Raw genomic sequence first — 23,950 nt, forward strand, 5'->3', positions numbered from 1 at the left:
GGGTCAGCCTAGGGCGCGGGCCTGGGGCAGCCATTCCCGGTTCAGCACCTGGCGGGGCCTATCGTGGGGGTGGACGCGGCCGTACGACGACAAGGACACCCAACGCGATGGGCACACCGAGCGATCTGCTCTACGGCGCGTACGAGCGCCATCTCGCCCGATCGCTGCGCAAGGACAACTTGCCGCGACACGTCGGTGTGATGCTCGATGGCAACCGGCGCTGGGCCAAGGCCCACGGCGCCGACACGGCGGCCGGTCACCAGGCCGGCGCAGACAACATCGAGCCGTTCCTCGGATGGTGTGAGGAGGTCGGCGTCGAGGTCGTGACCTTGTGGTTGCTGTCGACCGACAACCTTGCGCGACCGGCGCAGGAACTGACTCCGCTGCTGTCAATCATCGAGGGGGTCGTCGCCGAACTCGCCTCCCGTGAACGCTGGCGGATCAACCCGGTCGGCGCGTTGACGATGCTGCCCGACCACACCGCGGCCGTATTGAAAGAGGCGGCCGAGAGCACCCGCGAGGTCGACGGTCTGATCGTGAACATCGCGGTCGGCTACGGCGGCCGACAGGAGATTGCCGAGGCCGTACGTTCGTTGCTGCGCGCCCACGCTGCCGACGGCACCTCGATCGAGCAGCTCGCCGAGATCCTCGACGTCGAGCACATCGCCGAACACCTTTACACCAAGGGCCAGCCCGATCCCGACCTGGTGATTCGCACCTCGGGGGAGCAGCGCCTCGGCGGTTTCCTGCTCTGGCAGAGCGCCTACTCGGAGTTCTACTTCTGTGAGGCCTACTGGCCCGACTTCCGCCGGGTCGACTTCCTGCGCGCGCTGCGCGACTACGCGCTGCGGAACCGGCGGATGGGCAAATAGCACTACGCCCGTAGTCATGGGATCTGGTCGTTATAACGACCAAAAGCCGGCAAGTGAACTTCCTGTAAACCCTTCGGCGAATGCGGCGTTTTTGCGGCGTACCGATGGGTTCGAGTCGTACTGTCCGAAACGACGCCGCGCAACCGAGCGCGACGTTCGGGAGGGCCCACTAGATGCAGCGACTCGTAGCTGCGGAAGGCGGGCCGGCACCGGCCCGTCCGTGGGCTCGGCACCGGCACACCATCCGCGAGTAGCCACCGCGACGGTTCCGTTGGCGTGGCAAGAGGAGTGGGCATGACTGCTGACCAGGACAGTTCACGTACCTACGTGATCGACACCTCCGTCCTGTTGTCCGATCCACGCGCAATGACCAGGTTCGCCGAACACGAAGTCGTGCTCCCGGTGGTCGTGGTCACCGAGCTGGAAGCCAAGAGGCACCACCCGGAACTGGGCTACTTCGCCCGCTCCGCGTTGCGGATGCTCGATGACCTGCGGGTCGAACACGGCGGCCTCGACCGCCCGGTGCCGATCGGTGAGGGCGGCACCCTGCGGGTCGAGCTCAACCACATCAACTCAGACGTGCTACCGGCCGGATATCGGTTGGGCGACAACGACACTCGCATCCTCGCCGTTGCAAAGAACCTCGCCGATGAGGGCCATGCAGTCACCGTCGTCAGCAAAGACCTGCCGATGCGGGTCAAAGCGTCCTCGGTCGGTTTGCGCGCGGAGGAATACCGCGCTGAACTCGCCGTGGACAGCGGCTGGATGGGCACCACCGAACTCGACATCACCGCGGCCGACATGGACGCGTTGTACGACCAGGGGCGCCTCGAACACGCCACGGCAGCCGAACTGCCGTGCAATACCGGAGTCGTCATGCTCGGGCCGCGGGGAAGCGCGCTCGGGCGGGTGATGGCGGACAAGAGCGTTCGCCTGGTGCGTGGTGATCGGGATGCCTTCGGCCTGCACGGCCGCTCCGCCGAACAGCGGATCGCGCTCGACATGCTGCTCGACCCGGATGTTGGCATTGTCAGCCTCGGCGGGCGCGCCGGAACCGGCAAGTCGGCGCTCGCGCTCTGCGCCGGGCTGGAAGCGGTCATGGAGCGGCGCCAGCACCGCAAGGTCATCGTCTTCCGCCCGTTGTACGCCGTCGGCGGCCAGGAGCTCGGCTACCTGCCGGGGTCGGAGAACGAAAAGATGGGCCCCTGGGCCCAAGCGGTCTTCGACACCCTGAGCGCGGTCGTGTCGCGCGAGGTGGTCGAGGAGGTCATGGATCGCGAACTGCTCGAGGTGTTGCCGTTGACCCACATCCGCGGGCGCTCGCTGCATGACGCCTTCGTGATCGTCGATGAAGCTCAGTCGTTGGAGCGGAACGTGCTCCTGACGGTGTTGTCCCGGATCGGGCAGAACTCCCGGGTGGTGCTCACCCACGACGTCGCGCAGCGCGACAACCTGCGGGTCGGTCGCCACGACGGAATCGCGGCTGTCATCGAGAAACTGAAGGGGCACCCGCTGTTTGGCCACGTCACGCTGACTCGCAGCGAGCGCAGTCCGATCGCGGCGCTGGTCACCGATTTGCTGGAGGGCAGCGACCTGAGCTGATCAGGTCGAACATCGTTCGCGCTCGTCGGTGGGGTCGGTTCTGGTGAGATCCGGCCCCACCGTAGTTGTCCACAGGGTTGGTGTCGCGGATTTGTGGCAATCGCCGGCATACGGCATGCTGCTGCGAGGTCTCGAACTGGTAACGGCGCAGGAACGCGTTGTGACTGGGGCCACACCCCTTGGAAGGAACACATGTCTCGTCGTCGCGGTCGTCACTACGCCCCCCGCCGGTCCAACCGTCCCGCCGCCATTGCCACGGTCGCGGTCGCCTCTGGTGCGGCCGTTCTGTCCACCGTGACCGATGGTGCCAGCGCTGGAACCGTCTCCTCGGCGTCCCTGCGGATCAGCGACGCCGAGGTCTCCTACGCCCCGAGCGTCCAGGCGACCCCCGATGCGATGCGCCAGGCGATCGCCCAGCGTTCCCAGCAGTCCGCGAGCCGCTCGCAGCAGCGCGTCTCCGCCACTCAGGCGGCTGCCGCCCTGCGGGCCAAGGCAAGCAACGCCAACGCCCTGCACCGCCTGTCGCTCTCGACGGCCGCAAAGCCGTTCACCCAGCCCGCTCCTGCCGTCGCCGCTGCACCGGCCGGAAAGCACGCCGCGACCGCTGCGCCGAAGGCCGTCGCGCCGAAGAAGGTCGCCCCGTCTCGCGTCGCCACCTACAGCGGTGATCCGCGCTCGATCGCGATGTCGATGCTGGCGTCGTACGGTTGGAGCTCCGGGCAGTTCGGCTGCCTCAACAACCTCTGGAACAAGGAGTCGGGCTGGACCGTCGGCGCGACCAACGGTTCGTCGGGTGCCTACGGCATCCCGCAGTCCCTGCCGGGCAGCAAGATGGCCAGCGCGGGCAGCGACTGGCGCACCAACCCGGCCACCCAGATCCGGTGGGGCTTGGGCTATATCAAGGCGTCCTACGGTTCGCCTTGCGGCGCATGGGCGCACTCGGTCGCAACCAACTGGTACTGATCGGCGTCGCAGGCCAGTATGTGAGGTTCCTGCACAACCCATCGACTGACCGGGAAAGGCCCTGATGATCGGCAACCGTCTGGCCACCGCCGCCTATTGGCTGGTGGGCATCGTCCTGTCGGTTTTGGCCGGCGTCGGCGGCGCGGCGTGGGGCAACTCGTTGGCGCCCTCGTTCGACAACGACAACACCGGTGGCACCCCCGCCACCTCAGCGTCCCGTCTGCTCTACAGCATCTTCGGCGGATTACTCTGCGGGTTCGGCGTTCTCGCCGTCTTCGCGGCCATCTTCATGGTGCTCTGGGTTCGAGCCCGACGAGCCGAGGTCGAGGTTGACGACGAAGAGACCGACGAGTCGCTCATCGACGACCTTGAGTTTGGTGACGACGAGGATTCCTACGACTCCTTCGAAGGCGACGAGGATTCCTACGACGACAGCTACGGCGACCCGACGGACGGCGACGCCGAGGACTCGACCGACGACGCCTACGAGGACGACGAACCCAGCGACGCCCGTCGCTGACGCAGTGCTCAGAGCTTGCGCAGGCTGACCCGATTGATCGCGTGGTCGGACCCCTTGGTCAACACCGCCGTCGCGCGACTGCGCGTGGGCTGAATGTTCGCGACCAGGTTCGGGCGGTTGATGTCGTCCCAGATGTTGTTGGCGCGCTCGACCGCCTCGTCATCGCTCAGCGACGCGTAGCGGTGGAAGTAGGAGTCCGGATCGGCGAACGCGGTGCGCCGCAGCCCGAGAAAACGGTCGACGTACCAGCGGCGGATGTCGACCTCACGCGCATCGACGTAAACCGAAAAATCGAAGTAGTCCGACAGGGTGAGCGTGTTGCGCCGGTCGCGGCTCGGCTGCGAGGGCTGCAACACGTTGAGGCCCTCCATGATCAACACGTCGGGCTGGCGCACGATGATGCGTCCCTCGGGAACGATGTCGTAGGTCAGGTGGGAGTAGACCGGCGCGGTCACCTCCTGCTTGCCCGACTTCACTTCGGCGACGAAACGCACCAGAGCGCGGCGGTCGTACGACTCCGGAAAACCCTTGCGGCCGAGGATCCCTCGGCGCTCCAACTCGGCATTGGGAAAAAGAAAACCGTCGGTGGTGACCAGCTCGATGTGCGGGGTGCCGGGCCAGCGGGCCAGCAGTTCGCGCAGCACTCTCGCGGTCGTCGACTTGCCGACGGCCACCGAGCCGGCGACACCGATGACGAACGGGGTTTTCTCCGGCGTCTCACCGAGGAAGTCGGAGGTGACGCGGTGTAGGCGCGAGGTGGCGCGCACGTAGATGTTGAGCAGTCGCGACAGTGGCAGGTAGACGTCTTCGACCTCCTGCAGGTCGATCCGATCACCAGTTCCCTCCAGGCGGCGTACGTCGTCGGCGGACAGGCTCATCGGATGGCTGTCGCGCAGGCCCGCCCATTGGGCACGGCTGAACTCGAGGTAGGGCGACTCAGCCGCGGACGGTCGTGACACGTCGGTCATTGTGACGCGCCCGGCCGCCGTGCAGGGGGAGCGACGCGCAGGCTCTAGGCTGTGCCGCATGTGTGGAATCGTCGGATATGTCGGCCAACGGGACGGCCAAAACGCCCTTGACGTTGTGATGGAGGGACTGGCCAGGTTGGAATACCGCGGCTACGACTCCGCCGGTGTTGCCCTGGTGACCGGTGACACGGTGACGGTGCGCAAGCGGTCGGGCAAGCTGGTCAACCTGCGCTCCGACCTTGATGCCCACCCCGTCGCCGACTCGCGGACCGCGATCGGCCACACTCGCTGGGCTACCCACGGCGGCCCGACCGACGAGAACGCCCACCCTCACCGTGGCGGCGTCGACGGCAAGTTCGCCCTGATCCACAACGGAATCATCGAGAACTTCCACACGCTCAAGAAGGAACTGCTCGACGACGGTGTCGAGTTCGCCAGCGAGACCGACACCGAGGTCGTCGCTCAACTGCTGGCCAAGGACTACGACGGTGACCTGACCGAGTCGATGCGTCGTGTCGTACAACGCCTGGAGGGTGCGTTCACCCTGCTCGCGGTCCACGCCGATCAGCCGGGTGTCGTCGTCGGCGCTCGCCGCAACAGCCCGTTGGTCGTCGGTCTCGGCGATGGCGAGAACTTCCTGGGCTCCGACGTGGCTGCGTTCATCGGCTACACCAAGCACGCGATGGAGATGGAGCAGGACCAGATCGCCACGATCACCCCCGACGGGGTCACCGTGGTCAACTTCGATGGCAGCCCGGCAGAGGGCAAGCGCTTCGAGGTCACCTGGGATGCAGCCGCTGCGGAAAAGAGTGGCTACGACACCTTCATGGAGAAGGAGATCAACGACCAGCCGCATGCCGTCGCCGATACCCTGCTGGGTCGTACCGCCGAGGACGGCTCGCTGGTCCTGGACGAACTGCGGATCAGCGAGGAAGAACTGCGCGCGGTCGACCGCATCACGATCGTCGCCTGCGGCACCGCCGCGTACGCCGGAATGGTCGCGAAATACGCCATCGAACACTGGACCCGGATCCCGGTCGAGGTCGCGCTGGCTCACGAGTTCCGCTACTGCGACCCGATCGTCAACGACCGAACGCTGGTCGTCTCGATCAGCCAGTCCGGCGAGACGATGGACACCCTGATGGCCGTCAAGCATGCCCACGATCTGGGCGCGCGAACGATCAGCATCTGCAACACCCACGGATCGACGATCCCGCGCGAGTCCGACGCCGTGCTCTATACCCACGCCGGTCCCGAAATCGCCGTCGCCTCGACCAAGGCCTTCCTGGCGCAGATCACCGCTTGTTACGTCCTCGGTCTCTACCTCGCCCAGTTGCGCGGCGATTCCTACGCCCAGGACGCCAAGGCTGTTCTCGCCGAACTGCAGACCGTTCCGGACAAGATCGAGGAGCTGCTCGGCACGATGAGCCGGGTGCGCGAGATCGCCCGTTTCATGGCCGACACTCGCTCGGTGCTCTTCCTGGGTCGCCAGGTCGGCTACCCCATCGCGATGGAGGGTGCGCTCAAGCTCAAGGAGCTGGCCTACATCCACGCCGAGGGTTTCGCCGCGGGTGAGCTCAAGCATGGTCCGATCGCGCTGATCGACGCCGGGCAGCCTGTGTTTATCGTGGTTCCCGGCCCCGACACCCCGCACGGTCTGCACGGCAAGGTTGTCTCCAACATCCAGGAGATCCGCGCCCGCGGTGCGCGCACCCTGGTCATCGCTCAGGAAGGCGACGAAGCCGTGGTGCCGTTCGCCGACGAAGTGATCCGGGTGCCTCACACCTCGCCGCTGCTCCAGCCGTTGCTGACCGTGGTGCCGCTGCAGGTTTTCGCGCTGGAACTGTCCACGGCCAAGGGCCTCGACGTTGACCAGCCGCGCAACCTGGCCAAGTCGGTCACCGTCGAGTGAAACTGCCCGGCAGGAGCAGCGCCCGATGAGTGTCGTCGGTGTCGGCGTGGACCTCGTGGTGGTGAGCAGATTCACCGCGACAATTCAGCGCACCCCCGGCCTGGCCGCTCGCCTGTTCCAGGTCGAGGAACTGCAGGGCGCACCGTCGACGATCGCCGGGCGGTTCGCCGCCAAGGAAGCGATCGCCAAGGCGCTCGGCGCCCCGGCCGGCCTGGCATGGACCGACGCGGTGGTTCGCCGTACGACCGCCGGTCAGCCGTTCTTCCAGGTGGCCGGGACGGTCGCCGGGAGAGCCCGCGAACTCGGAGTCGACCGATTCCATCTCTCGATCTCCCATGACGGTGACTTCGTGACCGCGATGGTGGTCGCGGAGGGTGACGGCCCGCCTCAGGTGCCCTCGCCGTACGACGACCCCAGCTGAAGGAGCCACCATGATCCGTGCTTATGGCATCGACGACGTACGAACCGCCGAGCGGTCGGCCATGGCCGATCTGCCGGAGGGAGAACTGATGCGCCGCGCCGCTGATGGTCTGGCGCAGGTGCTGCTGGCCCGCCTCGATGAGGGCGAGCGCGTGGTGGTGTTGGCCGGCTCTGGCGACAACGGCGGCGACGCCCTTTACGCAGCAGCAACGACCTGTGAAGTCGCGAACGTGGTTGTGGTGCAGACCGGTTCGACCGTTCACGAGGAAGGACTGGCCGCTGCTGTCGCGGCCGGCGCGATCGCCTTGGAGTGGCGCGAGGGTGAACCCAGCGAGGAGGTGGCAACGGCGCTGGGGGAGGCCGACCTTGTCGTCGACGGCGTTCTGGGCATCGGTGGTCGACCCGGGTTGCCGCCCCACCTGACAAAGTTGGCCGAACTCATCGACCCCGAGGCCTACGTGGTGGCTGTCGACCTGCCCTCGGGCATCGACCCGAACGGGCTGCGGGCCGGCGACGCGATCTACGCCGACGAGACAGTCACCTTCGCGCTCGCCAAGCCGGGACATCTTTCGCCGGCCGGCGAGCCGGCCACCGGCTTGCTGACGGTGGTCGACATCGGCGTCGCCGAGCCGCAGCAGCCCGCGTTCGCGCGAATCGTGGTCACCGACGTGCCGGACCTCTGGCCGATCCCGATGGCGTACGACGACAAATACTCCCGCGGTGTGCTCGGCGTGATGACGGGGAGCGAGACCTACCCTGGCGCCGCTGTTCTCGGGGTCACCGCCGCAGTGACCGCCGGTGTCGGGATGGTGCGGTACGTCGGGCCGCGTCGGGCGGCCGACATGGTGTTGAACCACGTGCCCGAGGTTGTGACGGGCCCCGGAAAAGTGCAGGCGTGGTTGCTCGGATCCGGGTGGGACGGCCACGGCGGAGCTGCCGACCTGGTCGATGAAATCTTGCAGGGCGACTTGCCTGTTGTGCTCGATGCCGGCGCCCTGGCGTTGATCGACGAACCGCGTTCCGCCCCAACGGTGCTCACTCCTCATGCCGGTGAACTGCGCACCTTGATGGAGCGGCTCGATCTGCCCGGCGAACCCGACGTGGTCGGCGCTCGCGCGGTGGCCGATGCGCTGGACGTGGTGGTGCTGCTCAAGGGCGCGGTCACCGTGGTGGTGCCGCCGACAGATTCGGGCGAGCCGGTGATGTCGCAGGCCGACGGGTCGGCGTGGTTGGCGACGGCGGGCTCCGGCGACGTGCTGGCTGGAGTCATCGGGTCGTTGGCTGCCTGCGGGCTGGATCTGCGAACGGCGGGAGCGCTCGGCGCCTTCGTTCACGGCCGCGCGGCGGATGTCGCTAATCCGGACGGACCCGTCCGCGCATTGGACGTAGCGCGCGCGATTGGTCCCACTGTTGCCGGCCTCCTGCGCGGCTGACCGGCCCACGTGGCGCGATTCGACCGCGAAGGTGGGAGAATCGGCGACGCTATGTCTACGACTCCTGCAGCCGGTGCTCCGGCCCGCGTCACGGTCGACCTCGACGCCATTAGTTCGAACGTCCGATCCCTCAAGGGCCACGCCGGCTCTGCGGAGGTCATGGCGGTAGTCAAGGGGGATGCCTACGGTCACGGTCTGATCCCCTCGGCTCGCGCCGCGCTCGATGGCGGAGCCAGTTGGCTCGGCGTCGCCCAGCTGGCCGAAGCGATTGCGTTGCGTGACAGCGGAATCGACGCCCCAGTGTTGTCCTGGCTGCATTGTCCGGGCCTCGACTTCGGCGCCGCGGTGGAGCGGTCGATCGATCTTGCGGTTCCGGCTATCTGGGAACTGGACGAGATCGCTGCGGCGGCTCGACGGCTGGGTCGAGCCGCCCGGATTCAGTTGAAGGTCGACACCGGCCTCGCCCGCAACGGCGCCTATGGTCCGGACTGGCCGGCCCTCGTGGAGGCGGTTCGCCCGTTGGTTGCCGAGGGGGCCGTGCAGGTCACCGGCGTTTTCACTCACTTCGCCTTCGCGGATGCCCCGACCCACCCGACCGTCCTTGCTCAGCAGGAACGTTTCGCCGATGCAGTACGAGACTGCGAGCGGGCCGGATTCGACCTCGAGGTGCGCCATATGGCCAACTCCGCGGCCACCCTGACGACGCCTACCGCGGCGTGGGACATGGTGCGGCCGGGCTTGGCGGTCTATGGGCTGTCGCCTGTGCCCGAGCTGGGCGGGCCGGCTGACTTCGGGCTCATTCCGGCGATGACCGTCTCGGCGAACCTCACGGTCACCAAGCGCATCCCGGCTGGCCAGGGGGTCAGCTACGGCCACACCTACGTCGCCGAGCGGGAGACCACCGTGGTTGACGTGCCGATCGGTTACGTCGACGGGGTGCCCCGCCATGCGTCGTCGCGTGGGCCGGTGTCGATCAACGGCAGCCGCTACACCGTCTCCGGGCGGGTCTGCATGGACCAGTTCGTCGTCGATGTTGGCGACGCGCAGGTTGCGGCAGGCGACGAGGTCGTGCTGTTCGGGAACGGTGCCGATGGCAGCCCAACCGCGCAGGACTGGGCCGACGCGGCCGGCACCATCAGCTACGAGATCATCGCCCGGATGAGCGCTCGACTGCCGCGCGTTTACCGCGGAGGCGATCGTGGCTGACGGCGTTCTGGGCGTCGGAGTAGGGGTGGTCGCGGCGGGCGCCGCGACAGCTTTGGGCATCGCAACCGAGCGCCTGGTGCGCGCCCGATCGACCGCGGTCGCCCTGGGAGTCGCCGACGAATACGACGATGTTCCCGACTTTGAAACCGTCGTGATCAGCGACGCTGTGCCCCTGCACGTCGAGATCGACGAGCCGCGCGGCCCGAAGGTGGGCGGGCGTCCGACAGTCATTCTCACCCACGGTTACACCCAGAACCACGGGGTCTGGCACTTCCAGCGGCAGGTGTTGCGCGACGCCGGTTACCGGGTGGTCCTGTGGGACCAGCGCGGCCACGGGCTGTCCGAGCGCGGCGAACCGACGTCGTACACGATCGCGCAGTTGGGCAGCGACCTGCACGAAGTCATCGCCCAAGAGGTGCCCGAGGGCCCCCTGCTGTTGATCGGCCACTCGATGGGTGGGATGGCGATCATGGCGCTCGCGGAGCAATTCCCTGAGCTGATCGCCGAGCGCGTTGTCGGCATCGGACTGCTCTGCACCACCGCCGGTGGACTGAGCACTCACGACTTCGGTTTCGGCAAGCAGATCGGCGCGGTGGTCCACCGTGTCGGCCCGACGGCGATGAACGGTCTGGGCACCCGCCAGAAATTGGTCGACCTTGCGCTGCGCGCCGGGCGCGACGTGGAGTCATTCTTCGTCCACCGTTATTCGTTCGGCTCCGATGTTCCGTTGTCGTTGGTCCGCTACACCGGCGACATGATCTTTGCCACGCCGATGAGCGTGATTTCGGCGTTCCTGCCGACCCTGTTGGACCACGAGCGAGTCGAGGTACTGCAGCAATTCGACGGCATCGAGACGTTGGTCCTCCACGGTGACCGCGACATGATCGTGCCGGTTGCTCACGCCGCCGAGATGATCGACCACATGCCCCATGCTGAATATGTCGTGGTGCGCGGGGCCGGCCATATGCTGCCGATGGAATACCCGGAAATCGTCAACACTCAGGTGGTCGAACTGGCCGAGCGCGCTTCGCGCGCGATCGAGGAGCCGGATCGCCCGCGACGGCCTCGGGTGGTTCGCCGGGTGGTCGACGTCGGTGCTCGGGTGCGTGCGGAGTCCGCCCGATCGGGTAAGGATCGCTCGTGAATCCCATTGTCACACTGGCCGATCGGGAAACCACGCAGAAATGGGGGCGCCAGTTGGGTTCGCTGCTGCGGGCCGGTGACCTCGTGGTGTTGACCGGTGGCCTCGGAGCCGGCAAGACGACCTTGACTCAAGGCATCGCCGAGGGTCTGCAGGTGCGCGGTCCCATCACCTCCCCGACGTTTGTCATCGCCCGGGTTCACCCTTCGCTCGTCGGGGGACCGGCGTTGGTGCACGTTGATGCCTATCGGCTCAGCGGTGAACTGGAGCTCGACGACCTCGATCTCGACTCCGACCTGGATGCGGCGGTCACCATCGTGGAGTGGGGTTCGGGCATCGTCGACCACCTGGCCGACGCGTGCCTCGAATTGGTGATCGACGTCGACCCCGACACGGAGGCCCGAACGATCACCTGTCGGCCGCGCGGACCGCGTTTCGAGCAGTTGCTGGAGGACCTCGGATGAACAGATTGCTCGCGATGGACACTTCGACTTCCGCGGTGACGGTCGCCCTGCTCGACGGCAATACCGTTCTGGCTGCGCGCTCCTCGGTAGATGCACGCCGACACACCGAGATCCTGATGCCGTTGGTGCGCGACGTGGTCGCCGAGGCCGGCGTCTCCAGATCCTCGATCGATGCCTTCGCGGTCGGTGTCGGGCCGGGCCCGTTCACCGGTTTGCGGGTTGGGATCACCACCGCGGCGACGCTCGGACTGGTCCTGGACCGGCCCGCGTACGGCGTCTGCAGCCTTGATGCGATCGCCTACGCCGTTGCGGCAGAGTCGAATTCGCCGAGTGACTTTCTGGTCGCAACCGACGGGCGGCGCAAGGAGGTCTATTGGGCGCGCTACACCGATGGTGCGCGGGTGAATGACCCGCAGGTGCATCGGCCGGCCGAGCTGGATGAGGCGCTGCGCGCGCTACCGACCGCCGGTCGTGGCCCGGATCTCTATCCCGAGTTGTTCGTGAACCCGTTGCCGCAACTCGATGTCGACGCGGCCGCGCTCGGCGCGTTGGTGGTTCGCCGGCTCGCCGAGGGCAGTGAGCTGCTTGCGCTGCAGCCGCTCTATCTGCGCCAGCCCGACGCTGTGCCCTCGGCCGGGCAGAAGTCGGCGCTGGGCCGATGACGTCCGCCCCGATGACTTCCCGGCCGATGATCTGGCAGGACATCGCGCCCCTGACCGCACTCGACGCCGAGCTTTTCGGCCACGAGGCGTGGAGTGAGAACACCTGGTGGGCCGAGCATGCGGCCCGGCCGTCGCGGCGGTATCGGGTGGTTGAGGACGAAGCGGGAATCGTTGCCTATGCCGGCGTCGATTGCCCGGGCCACGACGTCGCTGACGTCATGACGATCGCGGTCGTGCCGCGCGGCCGAGGCAGTGGTCTGGCGCGCGAACTGGTCACCTGGATGCGTGACGAGGCTGCCTCCGCCGGGGCGGAAGCACTGCTGCTGGAGGTGCGCGCCGACAATGTGGCCGCCCGAAAGCTCTACGACCGCAACGGATTCGAGCAGATCAGCCTGCGTCGCAGGTATTACCAACCCGAGGGCGTCGACGCGATCATCATGCGCGCATTGTTGAAGGAAGACTCATGAGCGAACCGATCGTGCTCGGCATCGAGAGTTCGTGTGACGAGACCGGCGTGGCGCTGGTGCGCGGCACCACCCTGCTCGGCGATGCGCTGGCCAGCAGCGTCGATGAACATGTTCGATTCGGCGGAGTGGTTCCCGAGGTCGCTAGCCGGGCGCATCTCGAGGCGATCCTGCCGATGATCCGCCGCGCCTGCGACGACGCCGGCCTGACGCTGCGCGAAGTCGACGCGGTGGCCGTCACCGCTGGACCGGGTTTGGCCGGAGCGCTGATGGTCGGGGTGTCGGCGGCGAAAGCGGTCGCGTGGGCGCTGGACAAGCCGTTGTACGGCGTCAATCACCTCGCCGCCCACGTTTGCGCTGACGTGCTCGACCACGGCCCGCTGCCCACTCCGACGATGGCCTTGCTGGTCTCCGGTGGCCATACGGACCTGCTGCGGGTGGGCGACATCGTGACCGATGTTGAGGCACTGGGCCGCACCATCGACGACGCGGCGGGGGAGGCGTTCGACAAGGTCGCGCGCGTTCTGGGCGTGCCCTATCCTGGCGGGCCGCATCTGGATCGCCTTGCCACCCAAGGCGATTCGAAGGCCATCGCCTTTCCGCGCGGGTTGACCTCGAAGCGCGATCTCGAACGACACCGCTTCGACTTCTCGTTCTCGGGGCTCAAGACCGCAGTGGTGCGGTGGGTGCAGCAATGCGAGCGGGACGGCCGTCCGGTTCCGGTGGAGGACGTCGCGGCGAGTTTCGCGGCGGCCGTCGCCGACGTGTTGACCCGCAAGGCGGTCGACGCCTGTCAGGAATACGGCATCAAGGATCTGCAGATCGGTGGCGGCGTGACTGCCAACACCCAGTTGCGCGCAATGGCCGAACAACGCTGTGCCGCAGCCGGAATCAGCCTCCGAGTTCCCCGCGTACGACTGTGCACCGACAACGGCGCGATGGTGGCGGCGCTCGGCGCGCAGGTCGTACAGCGTGGTTTGTCTGCCTCGGATCTGAGCCTGGGCACCGACTCCTCGCTGCCGGTCTCCGAGGTTCTTGTTCCCTGACCTGACCTGACCTGACCCGGGTCGGGGAGGGGTCAGGCCACGGAGCAGGGAGTCAGCCCCATCCGCGTCTTCAACTGCAGCACCCGCGTGACGGAAGCCCGCACCTGTTGATCGAAGCTCGGATCCTTGCCGGCGAGCGAGGTCATTGCAGCAGCCATGTTGCGGGCTCCGGACACCGAACCGGTGAGGGCGATGTCGCCGCCGGCGCGGATCATCCGGATGCCTCGCTGATTGGCAGGCACGCCGCGTACGGCGACCGCGTTGAGGTCGTCGCTGATCACGACACCGTTCCAACCGAGCCGCTGGCGCAGCATGCCGTTGATGACCGCGGAGGAGAAGATCGCCGGGTTCGCGCCGTCGATCTTGGAGTAGTAGGCCGAGGCGACCATGACCATTCCGGGTTGCTGGGAGATGCCGGTGGCAAAGGGTTGAAGGAAGGCATCGGTCGAGGTCGTCTGGTCATCGGTGATGCCGCTGCTGGAGAAGTCAGTGTTGTTCGGGACGCGTCCGAGGCCAGGGAAGTGTTTCAGCGTGGCCAATACACCTTGGTCCTGCATCCCCTTCATCACGTCGACGATTGAACTCGCGACAGTGCCGGGGGAGGAGCCGTACTCGCGGCTGTACTTCCCGATCGCGGCGTTGTTGGCGGCGGTCCCCGGCGGCACCACGTCGGCGACCGGGGCGAGGTTGATGTTGACCCCGGCTGCTTTCAGGTCACGGCCGATGATGGCGCCGATGCGGGTGCGGGCGTCGGCGGTGCCCTCGCCTTGTTGTAGCGCGCTAGGCAACACAGTGAACCCGTTGCCCTTGAGTTGCTGAACCTTCCCGCCCTCCTGATCGGCGCTGATCAGGAACTTCACGTTCCGGGTGGACGACTGATTCACTTGGGCCTGCACGTGGGTGGTGATCGACCGAACGGAGTCGCTGCCGTTGCTCCAGCCGCCGATGAAGAAGAAGTTTCCGATGTGGGCTTCGCTGATCTCGTCATCCAGTGAGGACGGAGCGGTGCCGTGCTGCAGGCCCACCATGATCAGCTGACCGGACCGTTGCGCCGGGGTCATCGCGTCGGCAAGTTGCTGAACGCAGCGATCAGCGCCGGCCGGTCTCGAGGTGGGGGTTGAGGTGGCCGTCGTTGAGGATGACATGGACGAGTTCGTCGTTGCGTCGGCCGAGGATGACGTGGCGGTAGTGCTCGAGTTGCCGGGGGTGGTCAAGGACCCACTGGTGGACGTCGCCGACGTGGACGTGTCAGAACACCCCACCAACATCAGGGGCAGGCAGAGCGCGGCAAGCTTCTTCATCGCGGCCCAGCCTAAGCAGGTGCACCGTCGCCGGAAGGGTTTTGCGCCTCTTGTCGCGTCCCCGACCCTTCCGGGCTCGCAAAATCAGAACGGGTGTGCTCCAAGAAGAGCACGACCTGGTCACCGGCGACCCGAGTCACCAAGATTGTCGCGGCCGCGGAACCGTTCAGCTTGAGCTGTCGCCGCAGCGCCGGTTCGTCGATCGCCACCCCGCGCGCCTTGACCGTCAACACCCCGACGTGTTCATCGCGCAGCCGAGCGCGGAGCGTCTTGACGTTATAGGCGACGGCGTCGACGATCCGGAACGAGCGCGCCCAAGGAAGGTCGACCGGTCGGTCGGCGGTGACATGACCTAGCCCGGCCGTCAGTTCTCGGCCTTCGACCGCCGCGGACAGCGCGTCGGTGAGCCCGGCGCGTACGACCCCGCGGTCGGCTTCGTAGAGGAAGGCGCCGAGGTCATCCAGGGAGGCGACCGGCTCGAACCGCTCGTCGACCGGGCGGACAACGCTGTGACTGCCACTGCGCAGGACGACCGCGCTGCGTTCCGCGCGTTCGACCAGCGGGCCGAACCAGAGCGCGGCCTCCAACACCTCTCCGTCCAGCGAAATCCACTGCGCCTCAGCACCATCGGGAACCTGACGCAAATCCAGCGACGGGCTCAGCTTCACGCCGACGGCTCGACCGGACGCTCCCAAGCCGGTCACGAACTCCCAACTCGGCATGAGCTGGTCGAGTCGGAAGGTGCGCTTGGTGCGCCCAGTCGCGTCGGCGACCCCGGTGGTACGCCGGGCTGGGTCGAGCCAGACGCCCGCTTCGGGCGGCAACTCGACTTCTTCGGCTCGCGCACAAACAGCTCGGGCGGACGTTCCGGCAAGGTTGGCGGCCGCGATCCGGGAGGTCGCCGGGTCAGCATCCACCGCTACGACCGAGAGCCCAGAACTAGCGAAAGCCCCTGCGTCCGAACCGATTCCGCAGCCCAGGTCGTAGACGATCGGCACGTCGGCTGCTAGGAAACGCTGAGCATGCAACACGGCGATTGCGGGCCTAGTGGCCTGTTCCAGCCCGTCGGTGGTGAACAGCATCGAGGCCGCAGCTTCGCCGAACTTCGCACGGCCGCGAGCGCGCAACTCCGACTGGGTGAGGGCGGCCGCGACCAGGTCGGGATCGTGACCGGCGCCGCGCAAGGTCGAGGTGAGAGCAAAGACATCCCGCGCCGAATAAGGCGGCAGCGCTTCCAGAAGTCCGCTCGCGCGGAGTCGGTCAATGAGTGCGGCGTCCATCAGATGACCGGGGGAGTCCAGGTCGAGGACTTGCTGGAGAACGCCTCCAGAGCCTCGTCAGCGGGCAGTGCCGCAAGCGCATCGGCGACCGCGTCGTCGAAACCGCTGACCACCGGCGGGCTGCCGAGTGGAACGAGGGTATGCAGGATCCCGCTGGGGTGAACATCGACCAGGTCGAAGCCCTGCCGGCCGTCGAGGCCGATCAGGGCCCCATTCGGCGCGCCGGCGTCGAGGGAGTAGCAGGATGCCGCCGCAACCGAGACCGGGACGCCGGCGAACAGGCCATGGCTGCTGTGGTGGAGGTGGCCGGCGAGGATCCCACGCACGTCGCTTCCGGCGATCGCCGCCGCGAACTCCTCCTGCCGCTGCAGGCTGAGCAGATTCATCAGATCGACGACGCTGGGCAACGGCGGGTGGTGCAGCGCCAGCAGCGTGCCGTGTTCGGCGGGCGTTGCCAGTTCGCTGGCCAGCCAGGAGAGTTGGTGATCGCTCAGCGATCCGTGGTGATACCCGGTGACCGTCGTGTCCAAGGCGATCACGCGCAGGCCGTGCAGGTCGTACGACCGATCCTGCGGTTCGTCGGTGTCGTCCCCTCCGAACAGCCGGCGAGCGTACGGGCCCCGTTCATCGTGATTGCCCATCACCCAGATCAGTTCGCTGCCCAGGCGCCGGGCGGTTGGCTCCACGATGGCCCGCAGTCGGTCGTACGCCTCGTCTTCACCGCGATCGGCGAGGTCGCCGGTGAACACCATCGCGTCGATCCGGCGGCCGATGCGCTCGAGTTGCTCCATCGTCGCCCGCAGGTTGTCGACGACGTCGATCACGTCGCCCAAGCGTGCGCCGCCAGCCAGCAGGTGCGGGTCGCTCAGATGGGCGATCGTGTGAGTCGGATCGGGCGCGAATCGCATGGTTCCATTCTCCTCGCCCACCCATTGGCACTCGACTTGCGGGAGTGCTAATCGCGGCATAGATTCAGTGCTGGCACTCAGCCCGTGACAGTGCCAGTCCACACCACCAGGGTCGACCCCCGCGACGGCGGCCCAGCGGTAGTGCGGATCGGCAAGCCGCGGGACCTATTTTCCCCGGGTGATCAGCCCGGGTCGCGAACAGAAAGGATCCGCCGTGTCGGTAAACATCAAGCCGCTCGAGGACCGCATCGTGGTGAAGGCCGTCGAGGCCGAGCAGACGACCGCTTCCGGTCTCGTCATCCCGGACACCGCCAAGGAGAAGCCCCAGGAGGGTGAGGTCCTGGCCGTTGGTCCGGGTCGCATCGACGACAACGGCCAGCGAGTTCCGCTGGACATCGCCGTCGGCGACAAGGTCATCTACTCCAAGTACGGCGGCACCGAGGTGAAGTACTCCGGTCAGGAGCTCCTCATCCTGAGCGCGCGGGACATCCTCGCGGTCGTCGAGCGCTGACTCACTGACTTCGTACGGCGCCCCGGCCCGCAGCCCTTGCTGGGGCCGCGACCGGGGCGCACGTATGTCACCGACATCTGGGAGAAGGAACACACATGGCAAAAACTCTTGAGTTCAACGACGATGCCCGCAAGTCCCTCGAGCGTGGCGTCGACGCCTTGGCCAACGCGGTCAAGGTGACGCTCGGCCCGAAGGGCCGCAACGTCGTCATCGACAAGAAGTGGGGCGCCCCCACGATCACCAACGACGGTGTCACCATCGCCCGCGAGGTCGAGCTGGACGACCCGTACGAAAACCTCGGCGCGCAGCTCGCCAAGGAGGTCGCCACCAAGACCAACGACGTCGCCGGTGACGGCACGACCACCGCGACCGTTCTGGCTCAGGCCATGGTCAAGGAGGGCCTGCGCAACGTGGCCGCCGGTGCTTCGCCGTCCGGTCTGAAGCGCGGCATGGACAAGGCCGTCGAGGCCGTCAACGAGCAACTCCTGAAGACGGCCCGCGAGGTCGACGGCAAGGAAGAGATCGCTCAGGTCGCCTCGCTCTCGGCGCAGGACACCACCATCGGTGGCCTCATCGCGGACGCGTTCGACAAGGTCGGTAAGGACGGCGTCATCACGGTCGAGGAGTCTTCGACCGCGGTCACCGACCTCGACTTCACCGAGGGCATGCAGTTCGACAAGGGCTACATCTCGCCCTACTTCGTCAGCGACCCGGAGCGGATGGAGGCTGTCCTGGAGGACGCCTACATCCTGATCAACCAGGGCAAGATCTCGGCCATCGCCGAGGTTCTGCCGCTGCTGGAGAAGGTCGTTCAGGCTGGCAAGCCGTTGCTGATCATCGGCGAGGACATCGACGGCGAAGCGCTGTCCACCCTGGTCGTCAACAAGATCCGCGGCACCTTCAACGTCGTCGCGGTGAAGGCTCCGGGCTTCGGAGACCGTCGCAAGGCGATGCTGCAGGACATTGCGATCCTGACCGGTGGTCAGGTCGTCGCCGAAGAGGTCGGCCTCAAGCTCGACCAGGCCGGCGTTGAGGTTCTCGGCCAGGCGCGTCGCGTCGTCGTCACCAAGGACACCACCACGATCATCGACGGACAGGGTGACAGCGCTGACGTCGACGGCCGGGTTCGTGAGCTCAAGTCCGAGATCGAGCGCACCGACTCCGACTGGGACCGCGAGAAGCTGCAGGAGCGACTGGCGAAGCTTGCCGGTGGCGTCTGCGTCATCAAGGTCGGCGCCCACACCGAGGTGGAGCTGAAGGAGAAGAAGCACCGCATCGAGGACGCCATCTCCGCGACGCGTGCGGCCATTGAGGAGGGCATCGTCGCTGGCGGTGGCTCCGCGTTGGTTCACGCAGTGTCGGCGCTCGACGCTCTGCAGCTCGAGGGCGACGAGGCCACCGGTGCGAACGTGGTTCGCAAGGCCGCGGCTGAGCCGCTGCGTTGGATCGCTGAGAACGCTGGTCTCGAGGGCTACGTCGCCGTTGCCAAGGTTGGCGAACTGCCCGTCGGTCAGGGCCTGAACGCGGCCACCGGTGACTACGTCGACCTGATCAAGGCCGGCGTCATCGACCCGGTCAAGGTCACCCGTTCCGCGCTGCGCAACGCTGCGTCGATCGCGTCGATGGTCTTGACCACCGACACGCTCGTCGTCGAGAAGCCGGCCGAAGACGACGAGGCTGCGGCTGGGCACGGTCACTCGCACTGACACTGTGACTAGCTGACGAACGTCCACCGAATGCCCCGGAAATCTCCTGAGAGATTCCGGGGCATTCGCGGTTTCTTGACTAGTTCTTTACCTTTGGAGAATGCGCCGCCTACTGTGGTGGGGGCGTTGGGGTGGGTGCATCCACACCGAATAAGGGTCCTACGAACGAGGGAGACAGTCTGTGTCGCAGTATTCGACGCGTTCTGAAACCCCACCCGTAACGAATTGGTCCGGTAGTCCGATGTCCTTGGCGGACACGCAGATTCCACTGCGTGATCTGGTGGCGCCAGCCCGCAGGGGAGACGCGGGAGCCACCGAATCCTTGATGGCAGGTGTGCATCAGCTCGCGCTGCGGTATGCGCGCGCCCGGCTCGGGCGCCACTCCGCAACAGCTGATTCCTCTGCCGACGTGGCCCAGGAGGTGTGTGTCGCAGTGCTGACTGCCCTACCTCGCTATGTCGACAAGGGATTCCCCTTCGAGGCGTTCGTCTACCGCATCGCCTCGAACAAGGTCGCCGACGCCCAGCGCGGAGTTCTGCGCGGCGCGACACCCACCTCGGATGTCCCCGAGCAGACAGACCTCGCTCCCAACCCTGAGGAACGGGCGATGATGTCGGCCGAGGCCGAGCGTCTGGACGCTCTGCTCGACCACCTCAATCCGCAGCAGCGGGAGATCATCACCCTCCGCGTGGCCGTCGGCCTCTCCGCCGACGAGACCGCAGCCGCCCTGGGGATGAAGGCCGGCGCCGTACGAGTGGCGCAGCACCGCGCGCTGGCGAAGCTGCGCGCCTTGGCCGCTAGGCAGGAACCGCGATGACCCCGCGCATCGACGACATCCGCAACGACGACCGGTACCTCGATGCGCTCGGCGCGCGACGCGCTGCCGACGACGAGCTGGGCGAACTCTTCGAGCCCTGGTTGGCCTACATCGACGATGAGCCGAGCGCGGCAGATTCCTCGCGCTGGAGCCGCGGTGTCGGGCGCTATGCCCGGGCCGGAGCGACCGCGCCGAGCCTGCGTCGGTTCTTGGTTGGAGCCGGTGTGGCAACTGCTGCGCTGTCGGTGAGTTCGGTCGCAGCTGCCGTCTCGGGCACCACCGTTCCGGGGTTGCGGCAGTTGGGCAACGTCACCCGCGCGCTGTCTGGTGAGACACCGTTGCCGGCAGATGGGCCGGTGTTCCGGACCACCCGGGGCGCGTTCCCGAGTGAGCGTGCAGGGGTGCAGACCTCGAACACCGACCCGACGGACCCGACTTCGGTCCCGCCGGTGAACGCAGACCATTCCTCGCCCGTGATGATCGCGCCGTCCACCACCACTACTGCGACCACGCCGGCGTCGCGGTCGCACAGCCCGCTGACCCGCAGCCCGTTGCCGAAAACTCCGGTGCGTCTGCCGGGTTCGAAGTCGCCTTCGAGTCCCACCTCGACGGCGCCCTCCGAGGCACCCAAGCCGACGACCAGTTCGCCGACCCCGTCGACTACCAGCCCGACCCCGTCGACTACCAGCCCCACCACACCGTCGACGACGGGTCCGACCACCTCGTCAACCACCACCTGGGGACCGCAGGTGACGCCCAGCCCCACCAGTACGGTCGGCGGTTCCAGCCCGACCACCAGCGCGTCGAGTTCTGCCACGCGCGGGATCGCCTCCAGCTCGACCACCGCCGGTTCGACCGTTGCCACCAGCGCCAGCCAGGCGACGATGACCGGGTTGACCAGCAGCGCTCAGGGCGAGCCAGCACCGGTTCCCACCCCGCGCGAGCTTCCGCGTCCGATCGGCAGCTCCTCCCCCCGCTGAGGACCGCCTGTCCGAAGGGTCCGTCGGACGCCCGTAGAATGGTGCAATGGCGCCCTCGTCCTCCTTTGATGTCCCCCCGATCTTCGGCCAGTTGGGCCTCACCTACGACGATGTCCTGCTGTTGCCAGGGGAGACCGACGTCATCCCCAGCGAGGTTGACACCACCTCGAAGCTGACCCGGGAACTGTCGCTGCGCGTGCCGCTGATCTCCGCGGCCATGGACACCGTGACCGAGTCGCGGATGGCCATCGCGATGGCTCGCGAGGGTGGGATCGGGGTGCTCCACCGCAACCTGTCGATTGACGACCAGGCGGAGCAGGTCGACCTGGTCAAGCGCACCCAGACCGGCATCATCGACAACCCGGTCACCATCGGTCCCGACGCCACGCTCGAGGACCTCGACGCCGTCTGCGGGCGGTATCGCGTCTCCGGACTGCCGGTCGTAGACCCCGACAACACGCTGGTCGGCATCATCACCAACCGCGACCTGCGCTTCACCCCGGTCGCGCAGTGGGCCACCACCAAGGTCCACGAGATGATGACGCCGATGCCGCTGGTGACCGGGCCCGTCGGCATCGCCCGCGAGGAGGCCACGCTGCTGCTGCGCCAGCACAAGCGCGAGCGCCTCCCGCTGGTCGACGAGCAGGGCAAGCTCGCCGGTCTGATCACCGTCAAGGACTTCGTGAAGTCCGAGCAGCACCCGTACGCCTCCAAGGACGACCAGGGTCGTCTGCTCGTCGCCGCTGCGATCGGGTATTTCGGCGATGCGTGGGAGCGCGCCACCCGGCTGGTGGAGGCAGGCGTCGACGTCCTGGTTCCCGACGTGGCCAATGGTCACGCGCGACTCATGCTCGACATGATCCGCAAGCTGAAGTCCGACCCGGCGACCCGTCACGTGCAGATCATCGGCGGCAACGTCGCCACCCGCGAGGGTGCTCAAGCACTCGTCGACGCGGGTGTTGACGCGGTCAAGGTCGGCGTTGGACCGGGATCCATCTGCACGACTCGGGTCGTTGCGGGTGTCGGTGTTCCGCAGGTCACCGCGATCTACGACGCCGCCCTGGCCTGCACCCCCGCCGGTGTTCCGGTCATTGCCGATGGCGGTCTGCAGTACTCCGGTGACATCGCCAAGGCGCTGGTCGCAGGGGCCTCGTCGGTGATGCTCGGTTCGCTGTTCGCTGGCTGCGAGGAGTCGCCCGGCGACTTGGTGCTGCTCAACGGCAAGCAGTTCAAGACCTACCGGGGGATGGGCTCGCTCGGGGCGATGGCTTCGCGCGGCAAGAAGTCGTTCTCGAAGGACCGCTACTTCCAGGCCGATGTCGCCTCCGATGACGAGTTGGTGCCCGAGGGCATCGAGGGTCGGGTTCCCTACCGCGGCCCGCTCGGATCCGTCGTTCACCAGCTGGTCGGCGGTCTGCACCAGTCGATGTTCTACGTCGGCGCGAACACGGTGCCTGAACTGCAGCAGCGTGGCAAGTTCGTTCGCATCACCACCGCCGGACTGAAGGAGTCCCACCCGCACGACGTGCAGGGGATTGTGGAGGCGCCGAACTACACCGGGCGCTGAGCGATGCAGGTCCCAGTCGTACGAAGGAGCCCGATAAACTCCCCGGGTGACTGAGATCGAGATCGGCCGAGGCAAGCGCGGACGGCGCGCCTACTCCTTCGACGACATCGCGGTGGTGCCTTCGCGCCGCACCCGCGACCCGCAGGAGGTATCCGTCGGTTGGCAGATCGACGCCTATCACTTCGACCTCCCGGTCATGGCAGCGCCGATGGACTCGGTGATGTCGCCGCAGTCGGCGATCGAGTTCGGCAAGCTGGGCGGTTTGCCGGTGCTCGACCTCGAAGGTCTGTGGACTCGCTACGAGTCTCCCGAGCCGCTGCTGGCCGAGATCGCTGGTCTCGACGCGGCTGAAGCCACCCGGCGGATGCGTGAGATCTACGCCGAGCCGATTCGGGAGGACCTGATTCGGTTGCGCCTGGCGGAGATCCGCGCCTCGGGCTGCACCGTCGCCGGCGCGCTGTCGCCCCAGCGCACCCAGGAGTTCTGGAAGGTTGTCGTCGATGCCGGCGTCGACCTGTTCGTGATCCGTGGCACCACCGTGTCGGCTGAACATGTCTCCGGCCGCGCCGAGCCACTGAACCTCAAGCGCTTCATCTACGAGCTCGACGTGCCGGTCATCGTCGGCGGCGTCGCCACGTACACCGCCGCGCTTCACCTCATGCGCACCGGCGCTGCCGGCGTCCTGGTCGGGTTCGGTGGGGGAGCAGCCCACACCACCCGTACGACGCTTGGCATCCACGTGCCGCTGCCGTCGGCCATCGCCGATGTTGCGGCTGCCCGCCGCGACTACATGGACGAGACCGGTGGTCGCTACGTGCACGTCATTGCCGACGGGGGCATGGGCACCAGCGGCGACATCGTCAAGGCGATCGCCTGCGGTGCCGACGCCGTCATGCTCGGCGCCGCCCTGGCCCGTTCCACCACCGCGCCCGGGCGCGGATTCCACTGGGGCTCCGAGGCCCACCACCACGAACTCCCGCGCGGTGAGCGGGTTGAGGTCGGCACTGTCGGTTCGCTCGAGGAGATCCTCATCGGTCCGGGCCTGGGCGCTGACGGCACCACGAATGTGATCGGCGCGCTGAGCCGGGCCATGGCGACCACCGGCTACCTGGAACTGAAGGAGTTCCAGCGGGTCGAGGTCGTGGTCGCGCCCCACCAGAAGAGCTGATTTCTGTCGGTCTGTGAGACCGACGGGGTGGAGTGTGGT

23 protein-coding genes are annotated in these 23,950 nt (G+C 67.1%); 19 read left to right on the forward strand and 4 right to left on the reverse strand.

What is annotated here, in order from left to right; all coding sequences use genetic code 11:
* The first annotated feature begins 107 nt into the window (after window positions 1-107).
* From ACYU98_RS00115 to ACYU98_RS00130, 4 genes are all read left to right on the forward strand, one after another.
* The gene (locus ACYU98_RS00115; RefSeq protein WP_460466137.1) at window positions 108-872 is read left to right on the forward strand and encodes an isoprenyl transferase; all 765 of its coding nucleotides are present in this window, start codon (window positions 108-110) and stop codon (window positions 870-872) included.
* A 294-nt stretch (window positions 873-1,166) separates the two neighbouring features.
* Window positions 1,167-2,474 carry a PhoH family protein gene (locus ACYU98_RS00120; protein ID WP_460466138.1) on the forward strand — a complete coding sequence of 436 codons (1,308 nt, stop codon included), beginning with the start codon at window positions 1,167-1,169 and terminating at the stop codon, window positions 2,472-2,474.
* Window positions 2,475-2,666: 192 nt separating this feature from the next.
* Entirely contained in the window at window positions 2,667-3,437 is a 771-nt protein-coding gene (locus tag ACYU98_RS00125) for an aggregation-promoting factor C-terminal-like domain-containing protein (protein WP_460466139.1), read from the forward strand.
* Between the two features lie 64 nt (window positions 3,438-3,501).
* A complete protein-coding gene (locus ACYU98_RS00130) occupies window positions 3,502-3,957 on the forward strand; it encodes a hypothetical protein (RefSeq protein WP_460466140.1) in 456 nt (151 codons plus the stop codon).
* An 8-nt stretch (window positions 3,958-3,965) separates the two neighbouring features.
* On the opposite strand, the gene coaA is transcribed toward ACYU98_RS00130, so the two are convergent.
* Window positions 3,966-4,925: a type I pantothenate kinase gene (gene coaA, locus ACYU98_RS00135; RefSeq protein ID WP_460466141.1), complete on the reverse strand. Its 960-nt coding sequence runs from the start codon at window positions 4,923-4,925 to the stop codon at window positions 3,966-3,968.
* Window positions 4,926-4,983: 58 nt separating this feature from the next.
* Here coaA and glmS point away from each other — a divergent pair, with 58 nt between their 5' ends.
* From glmS to tsaD, 9 genes are read left to right on the forward strand one after another with little or no spacing between them, the layout of a single operon-like run.
* The gene (gene glmS / locus ACYU98_RS00140; protein WP_460466142.1) at window positions 4,984-6,837 is read left to right on the forward strand and encodes a glutamine--fructose-6-phosphate transaminase (isomerizing); all 1,854 of its coding nucleotides are present in this window, start codon (window positions 4,984-4,986) and stop codon (window positions 6,835-6,837) included.
* 25 nt (window positions 6,838-6,862) lie between these two features.
* Window positions 6,863-7,258: a holo-ACP synthase gene (locus ACYU98_RS00145; protein WP_460466143.1), complete on the forward strand. Its 396-nt coding sequence runs from the start codon at window positions 6,863-6,865 to the stop codon at window positions 7,256-7,258.
* Between the two features lie 10 nt (window positions 7,259-7,268).
* Window positions 7,269-8,690, forward strand: coding sequence for an NAD(P)H-hydrate epimerase (locus tag ACYU98_RS00150; protein WP_460466144.1), 1,422 nt, complete (start codon window positions 7,269-7,271; stop codon window positions 8,688-8,690).
* Between the two features lie 51 nt (window positions 8,691-8,741).
* Window positions 8,742-9,896, forward strand: coding sequence for an alanine racemase (alr, locus tag ACYU98_RS00155; protein ID WP_460466145.1), 1,155 nt, complete (start codon window positions 8,742-8,744; stop codon window positions 9,894-9,896).
* Window positions 9,889-11,040 carry an alpha/beta fold hydrolase gene (locus tag ACYU98_RS00160; RefSeq protein ID WP_460466146.1) on the forward strand — a complete coding sequence of 384 codons (1,152 nt, stop codon included), beginning with the start codon at window positions 9,889-9,891 and terminating at the stop codon, window positions 11,038-11,040. The genes alr and ACYU98_RS00160 overlap by 8 nt, the downstream gene beginning before the upstream one ends.
* The gene (tsaE, locus tag ACYU98_RS00165; protein WP_460466147.1) at window positions 11,037-11,501 is read left to right on the forward strand and encodes a tRNA (adenosine(37)-N6)-threonylcarbamoyltransferase complex ATPase subunit type 1 TsaE; all 465 of its coding nucleotides are present in this window, start codon (window positions 11,037-11,039) and stop codon (window positions 11,499-11,501) included. Before ACYU98_RS00160 ends, tsaE begins: the two co-directional genes overlap by 4 nt.
* A complete protein-coding gene (tsaB, locus tag ACYU98_RS00170; RefSeq protein WP_460466148.1) occupies window positions 11,498-12,163 on the forward strand; it encodes a tRNA (adenosine(37)-N6)-threonylcarbamoyltransferase complex dimerization subunit type 1 TsaB in 666 nt (221 codons plus the stop codon). Before tsaE ends, tsaB begins: the two co-directional genes overlap by 4 nt.
* Window positions 12,160-12,630 carry a ribosomal protein S18-alanine N-acetyltransferase gene (gene rimI / locus ACYU98_RS00175; RefSeq protein ID WP_460466149.1) on the forward strand — a complete coding sequence of 157 codons (471 nt, stop codon included), beginning with the start codon at window positions 12,160-12,162 and terminating at the stop codon, window positions 12,628-12,630. The genes tsaB and rimI overlap by 4 nt, the downstream gene beginning before the upstream one ends.
* Complete coding sequence (gene tsaD / locus ACYU98_RS00180) at window positions 12,627-13,673, forward strand: tRNA (adenosine(37)-N6)-threonylcarbamoyltransferase complex transferase subunit TsaD (RefSeq protein WP_460466150.1); 1,047 nt, start codon at window positions 12,627-12,629, stop codon at window positions 13,671-13,673. The genes rimI and tsaD overlap by 4 nt, the downstream gene beginning before the upstream one ends.
* A gap of 32 nt (window positions 13,674-13,705) precedes the next feature.
* On the opposite strand, the gene ACYU98_RS00185 is transcribed toward tsaD, so the two are convergent.
* From ACYU98_RS00185 to ACYU98_RS00195, 3 genes are read right to left on the reverse strand one after another with little or no spacing between them, the layout of a single operon-like run.
* A complete protein-coding gene (locus ACYU98_RS00185) occupies window positions 13,706-14,974 on the reverse strand; it encodes a glycoside hydrolase family 3 N-terminal domain-containing protein (protein WP_460466151.1) in 1,269 nt (422 codons plus the stop codon).
* Window positions 14,975-14,985: 11 nt separating this feature from the next.
* On the reverse strand, window positions 14,986-16,254 hold the full coding sequence (locus tag ACYU98_RS00190) for a class I SAM-dependent methyltransferase (protein WP_460466152.1): 1,269 nt from the start codon (window positions 16,252-16,254) through the stop codon (window positions 14,986-14,988).
* Complete coding sequence (locus tag ACYU98_RS00195; RefSeq protein WP_460466153.1) at window positions 16,254-17,162, reverse strand: metallophosphoesterase; 909 nt, start codon at window positions 17,160-17,162, stop codon at window positions 16,254-16,256. Before ACYU98_RS00195 ends, ACYU98_RS00190 begins: the two co-directional genes overlap by 1 nt.
* Before the next feature lie 214 nt (window positions 17,163-17,376).
* Here ACYU98_RS00195 and groES point away from each other — a divergent pair, with 214 nt between their 5' ends.
* The 6 genes from groES to ACYU98_RS00225 all read left to right on the forward strand — a co-directional run bounded on the left by groES (window position 17,377) and on the right by ACYU98_RS00225 (window position 23,911).
* Window positions 17,377-17,673: a co-chaperone GroES gene (groES, locus tag ACYU98_RS00200; RefSeq protein WP_460466154.1), complete on the forward strand. Its 297-nt coding sequence runs from the start codon at window positions 17,377-17,379 to the stop codon at window positions 17,671-17,673.
* A 95-nt stretch (window positions 17,674-17,768) separates the two neighbouring features.
* The gene (gene groL / locus ACYU98_RS00205; protein WP_460466155.1) at window positions 17,769-19,379 is read left to right on the forward strand and encodes a chaperonin GroEL; all 1,611 of its coding nucleotides are present in this window, start codon (window positions 17,769-17,771) and stop codon (window positions 19,377-19,379) included.
* 241 nt (window positions 19,380-19,620) lie between these two features.
* Entirely contained in the window at window positions 19,621-20,196 is a 576-nt protein-coding gene (gene shbA / locus ACYU98_RS00210) for an RNA polymerase sigma factor ShbA (RefSeq protein ID WP_460466156.1), read from the forward strand.
* A complete protein-coding gene (locus ACYU98_RS00215; RefSeq protein WP_460466157.1) occupies window positions 20,193-21,176 on the forward strand; it encodes a hypothetical protein in 984 nt (327 codons plus the stop codon). The genes shbA and ACYU98_RS00215 overlap by 4 nt, the downstream gene beginning before the upstream one ends.
* 46 nt (window positions 21,177-21,222) lie before the next feature.
* The gene (guaB, locus tag ACYU98_RS00220; RefSeq protein ID WP_460466158.1) at window positions 21,223-22,743 is read left to right on the forward strand and encodes an IMP dehydrogenase; all 1,521 of its coding nucleotides are present in this window, start codon (window positions 21,223-21,225) and stop codon (window positions 22,741-22,743) included.
* 46 nt (window positions 22,744-22,789) lie between these two features.
* A complete protein-coding gene (locus tag ACYU98_RS00225; RefSeq protein WP_460466159.1) occupies window positions 22,790-23,911 on the forward strand; it encodes a GuaB3 family IMP dehydrogenase-related protein in 1,122 nt (373 codons plus the stop codon).
* Window positions 23,912-23,950 lie beyond the last annotated feature (39 nt).

Source organism: Calidifontibacter terrae (assembly GCF_054778835.1).

Excerpts from the sequence above, each read along its gene's own strand:
- ACYU98_RS00115 (WP_460466137.1), top strand. The coding sequence starts at position 108 with ATGGGCACACCGAGCGATCTGCTCTACGGCGCGTACGAGCGCCATCTC.
- ACYU98_RS00120 (WP_460466138.1), top strand. The coding sequence starts at position 1,167 with ATGACTGCTGACCAGGACAGTTCACGTACCTACGTGATCGACACCTCC.
- ACYU98_RS00125 (WP_460466139.1), top strand. The coding sequence starts at position 2,667 with ATGTCTCGTCGTCGCGGTCGTCACTACGCCCCCCGCCGGTCCAACCGT.
- ACYU98_RS00130 (WP_460466140.1), top strand. The coding sequence starts at position 3,502 with ATGATCGGCAACCGTCTGGCCACCGCCGCCTATTGGCTGGTGGGCATC.
- coaA (WP_460466141.1), bottom strand. The coding sequence starts at position 4,925 with ATGACCGACGTGTCACGACCGTCCGCGGCTGAGTCGCCCTACCTCGAG.
- glmS (WP_460466142.1), top strand. The coding sequence starts at position 4,984 with ATGTGTGGAATCGTCGGATATGTCGGCCAACGGGACGGCCAAAACGCC.
- ACYU98_RS00145 (WP_460466143.1), top strand. The coding sequence starts at position 6,863 with ATGAGTGTCGTCGGTGTCGGCGTGGACCTCGTGGTGGTGAGCAGATTC.
- ACYU98_RS00150 (WP_460466144.1), top strand. The coding sequence starts at position 7,269 with ATGATCCGTGCTTATGGCATCGACGACGTACGAACCGCCGAGCGGTCG.
- alr (WP_460466145.1), top strand. The coding sequence starts at position 8,742 with ATGTCTACGACTCCTGCAGCCGGTGCTCCGGCCCGCGTCACGGTCGAC.
- tsaB (WP_460466148.1), top strand. The coding sequence starts at position 11,498 with ATGAACAGATTGCTCGCGATGGACACTTCGACTTCCGCGGTGACGGTC.
- rimI (WP_460466149.1), top strand. The coding sequence starts at position 12,160 with ATGACGTCCGCCCCGATGACTTCCCGGCCGATGATCTGGCAGGACATC.
- tsaD (WP_460466150.1), top strand. The coding sequence starts at position 12,627 with ATGAGCGAACCGATCGTGCTCGGCATCGAGAGTTCGTGTGACGAGACC.
- ACYU98_RS00185 (WP_460466151.1), bottom strand. The coding sequence starts at position 14,974 with ATGAAGAAGCTTGCCGCGCTCTGCCTGCCCCTGATGTTGGTGGGGTGT.
- ACYU98_RS00190 (WP_460466152.1), bottom strand. The coding sequence starts at position 16,254 with ATGGACGCCGCACTCATTGACCGACTCCGCGCGAGCGGACTTCTGGAA.
- ACYU98_RS00195 (WP_460466153.1), bottom strand. The coding sequence starts at position 17,162 with ATGCGATTCGCGCCCGATCCGACTCACACGATCGCCCATCTGAGCGAC.
- groL (WP_460466155.1), top strand. The coding sequence starts at position 17,769 with ATGGCAAAAACTCTTGAGTTCAACGACGATGCCCGCAAGTCCCTCGAG.
- shbA (WP_460466156.1), top strand. The coding sequence starts at position 19,621 with ATGTCCTTGGCGGACACGCAGATTCCACTGCGTGATCTGGTGGCGCCA.
- ACYU98_RS00215 (WP_460466157.1), top strand. The coding sequence starts at position 20,193 with ATGACCCCGCGCATCGACGACATCCGCAACGACGACCGGTACCTCGAT.
- guaB (WP_460466158.1), top strand. The coding sequence starts at position 21,223 with ATGGCGCCCTCGTCCTCCTTTGATGTCCCCCCGATCTTCGGCCAGTTG.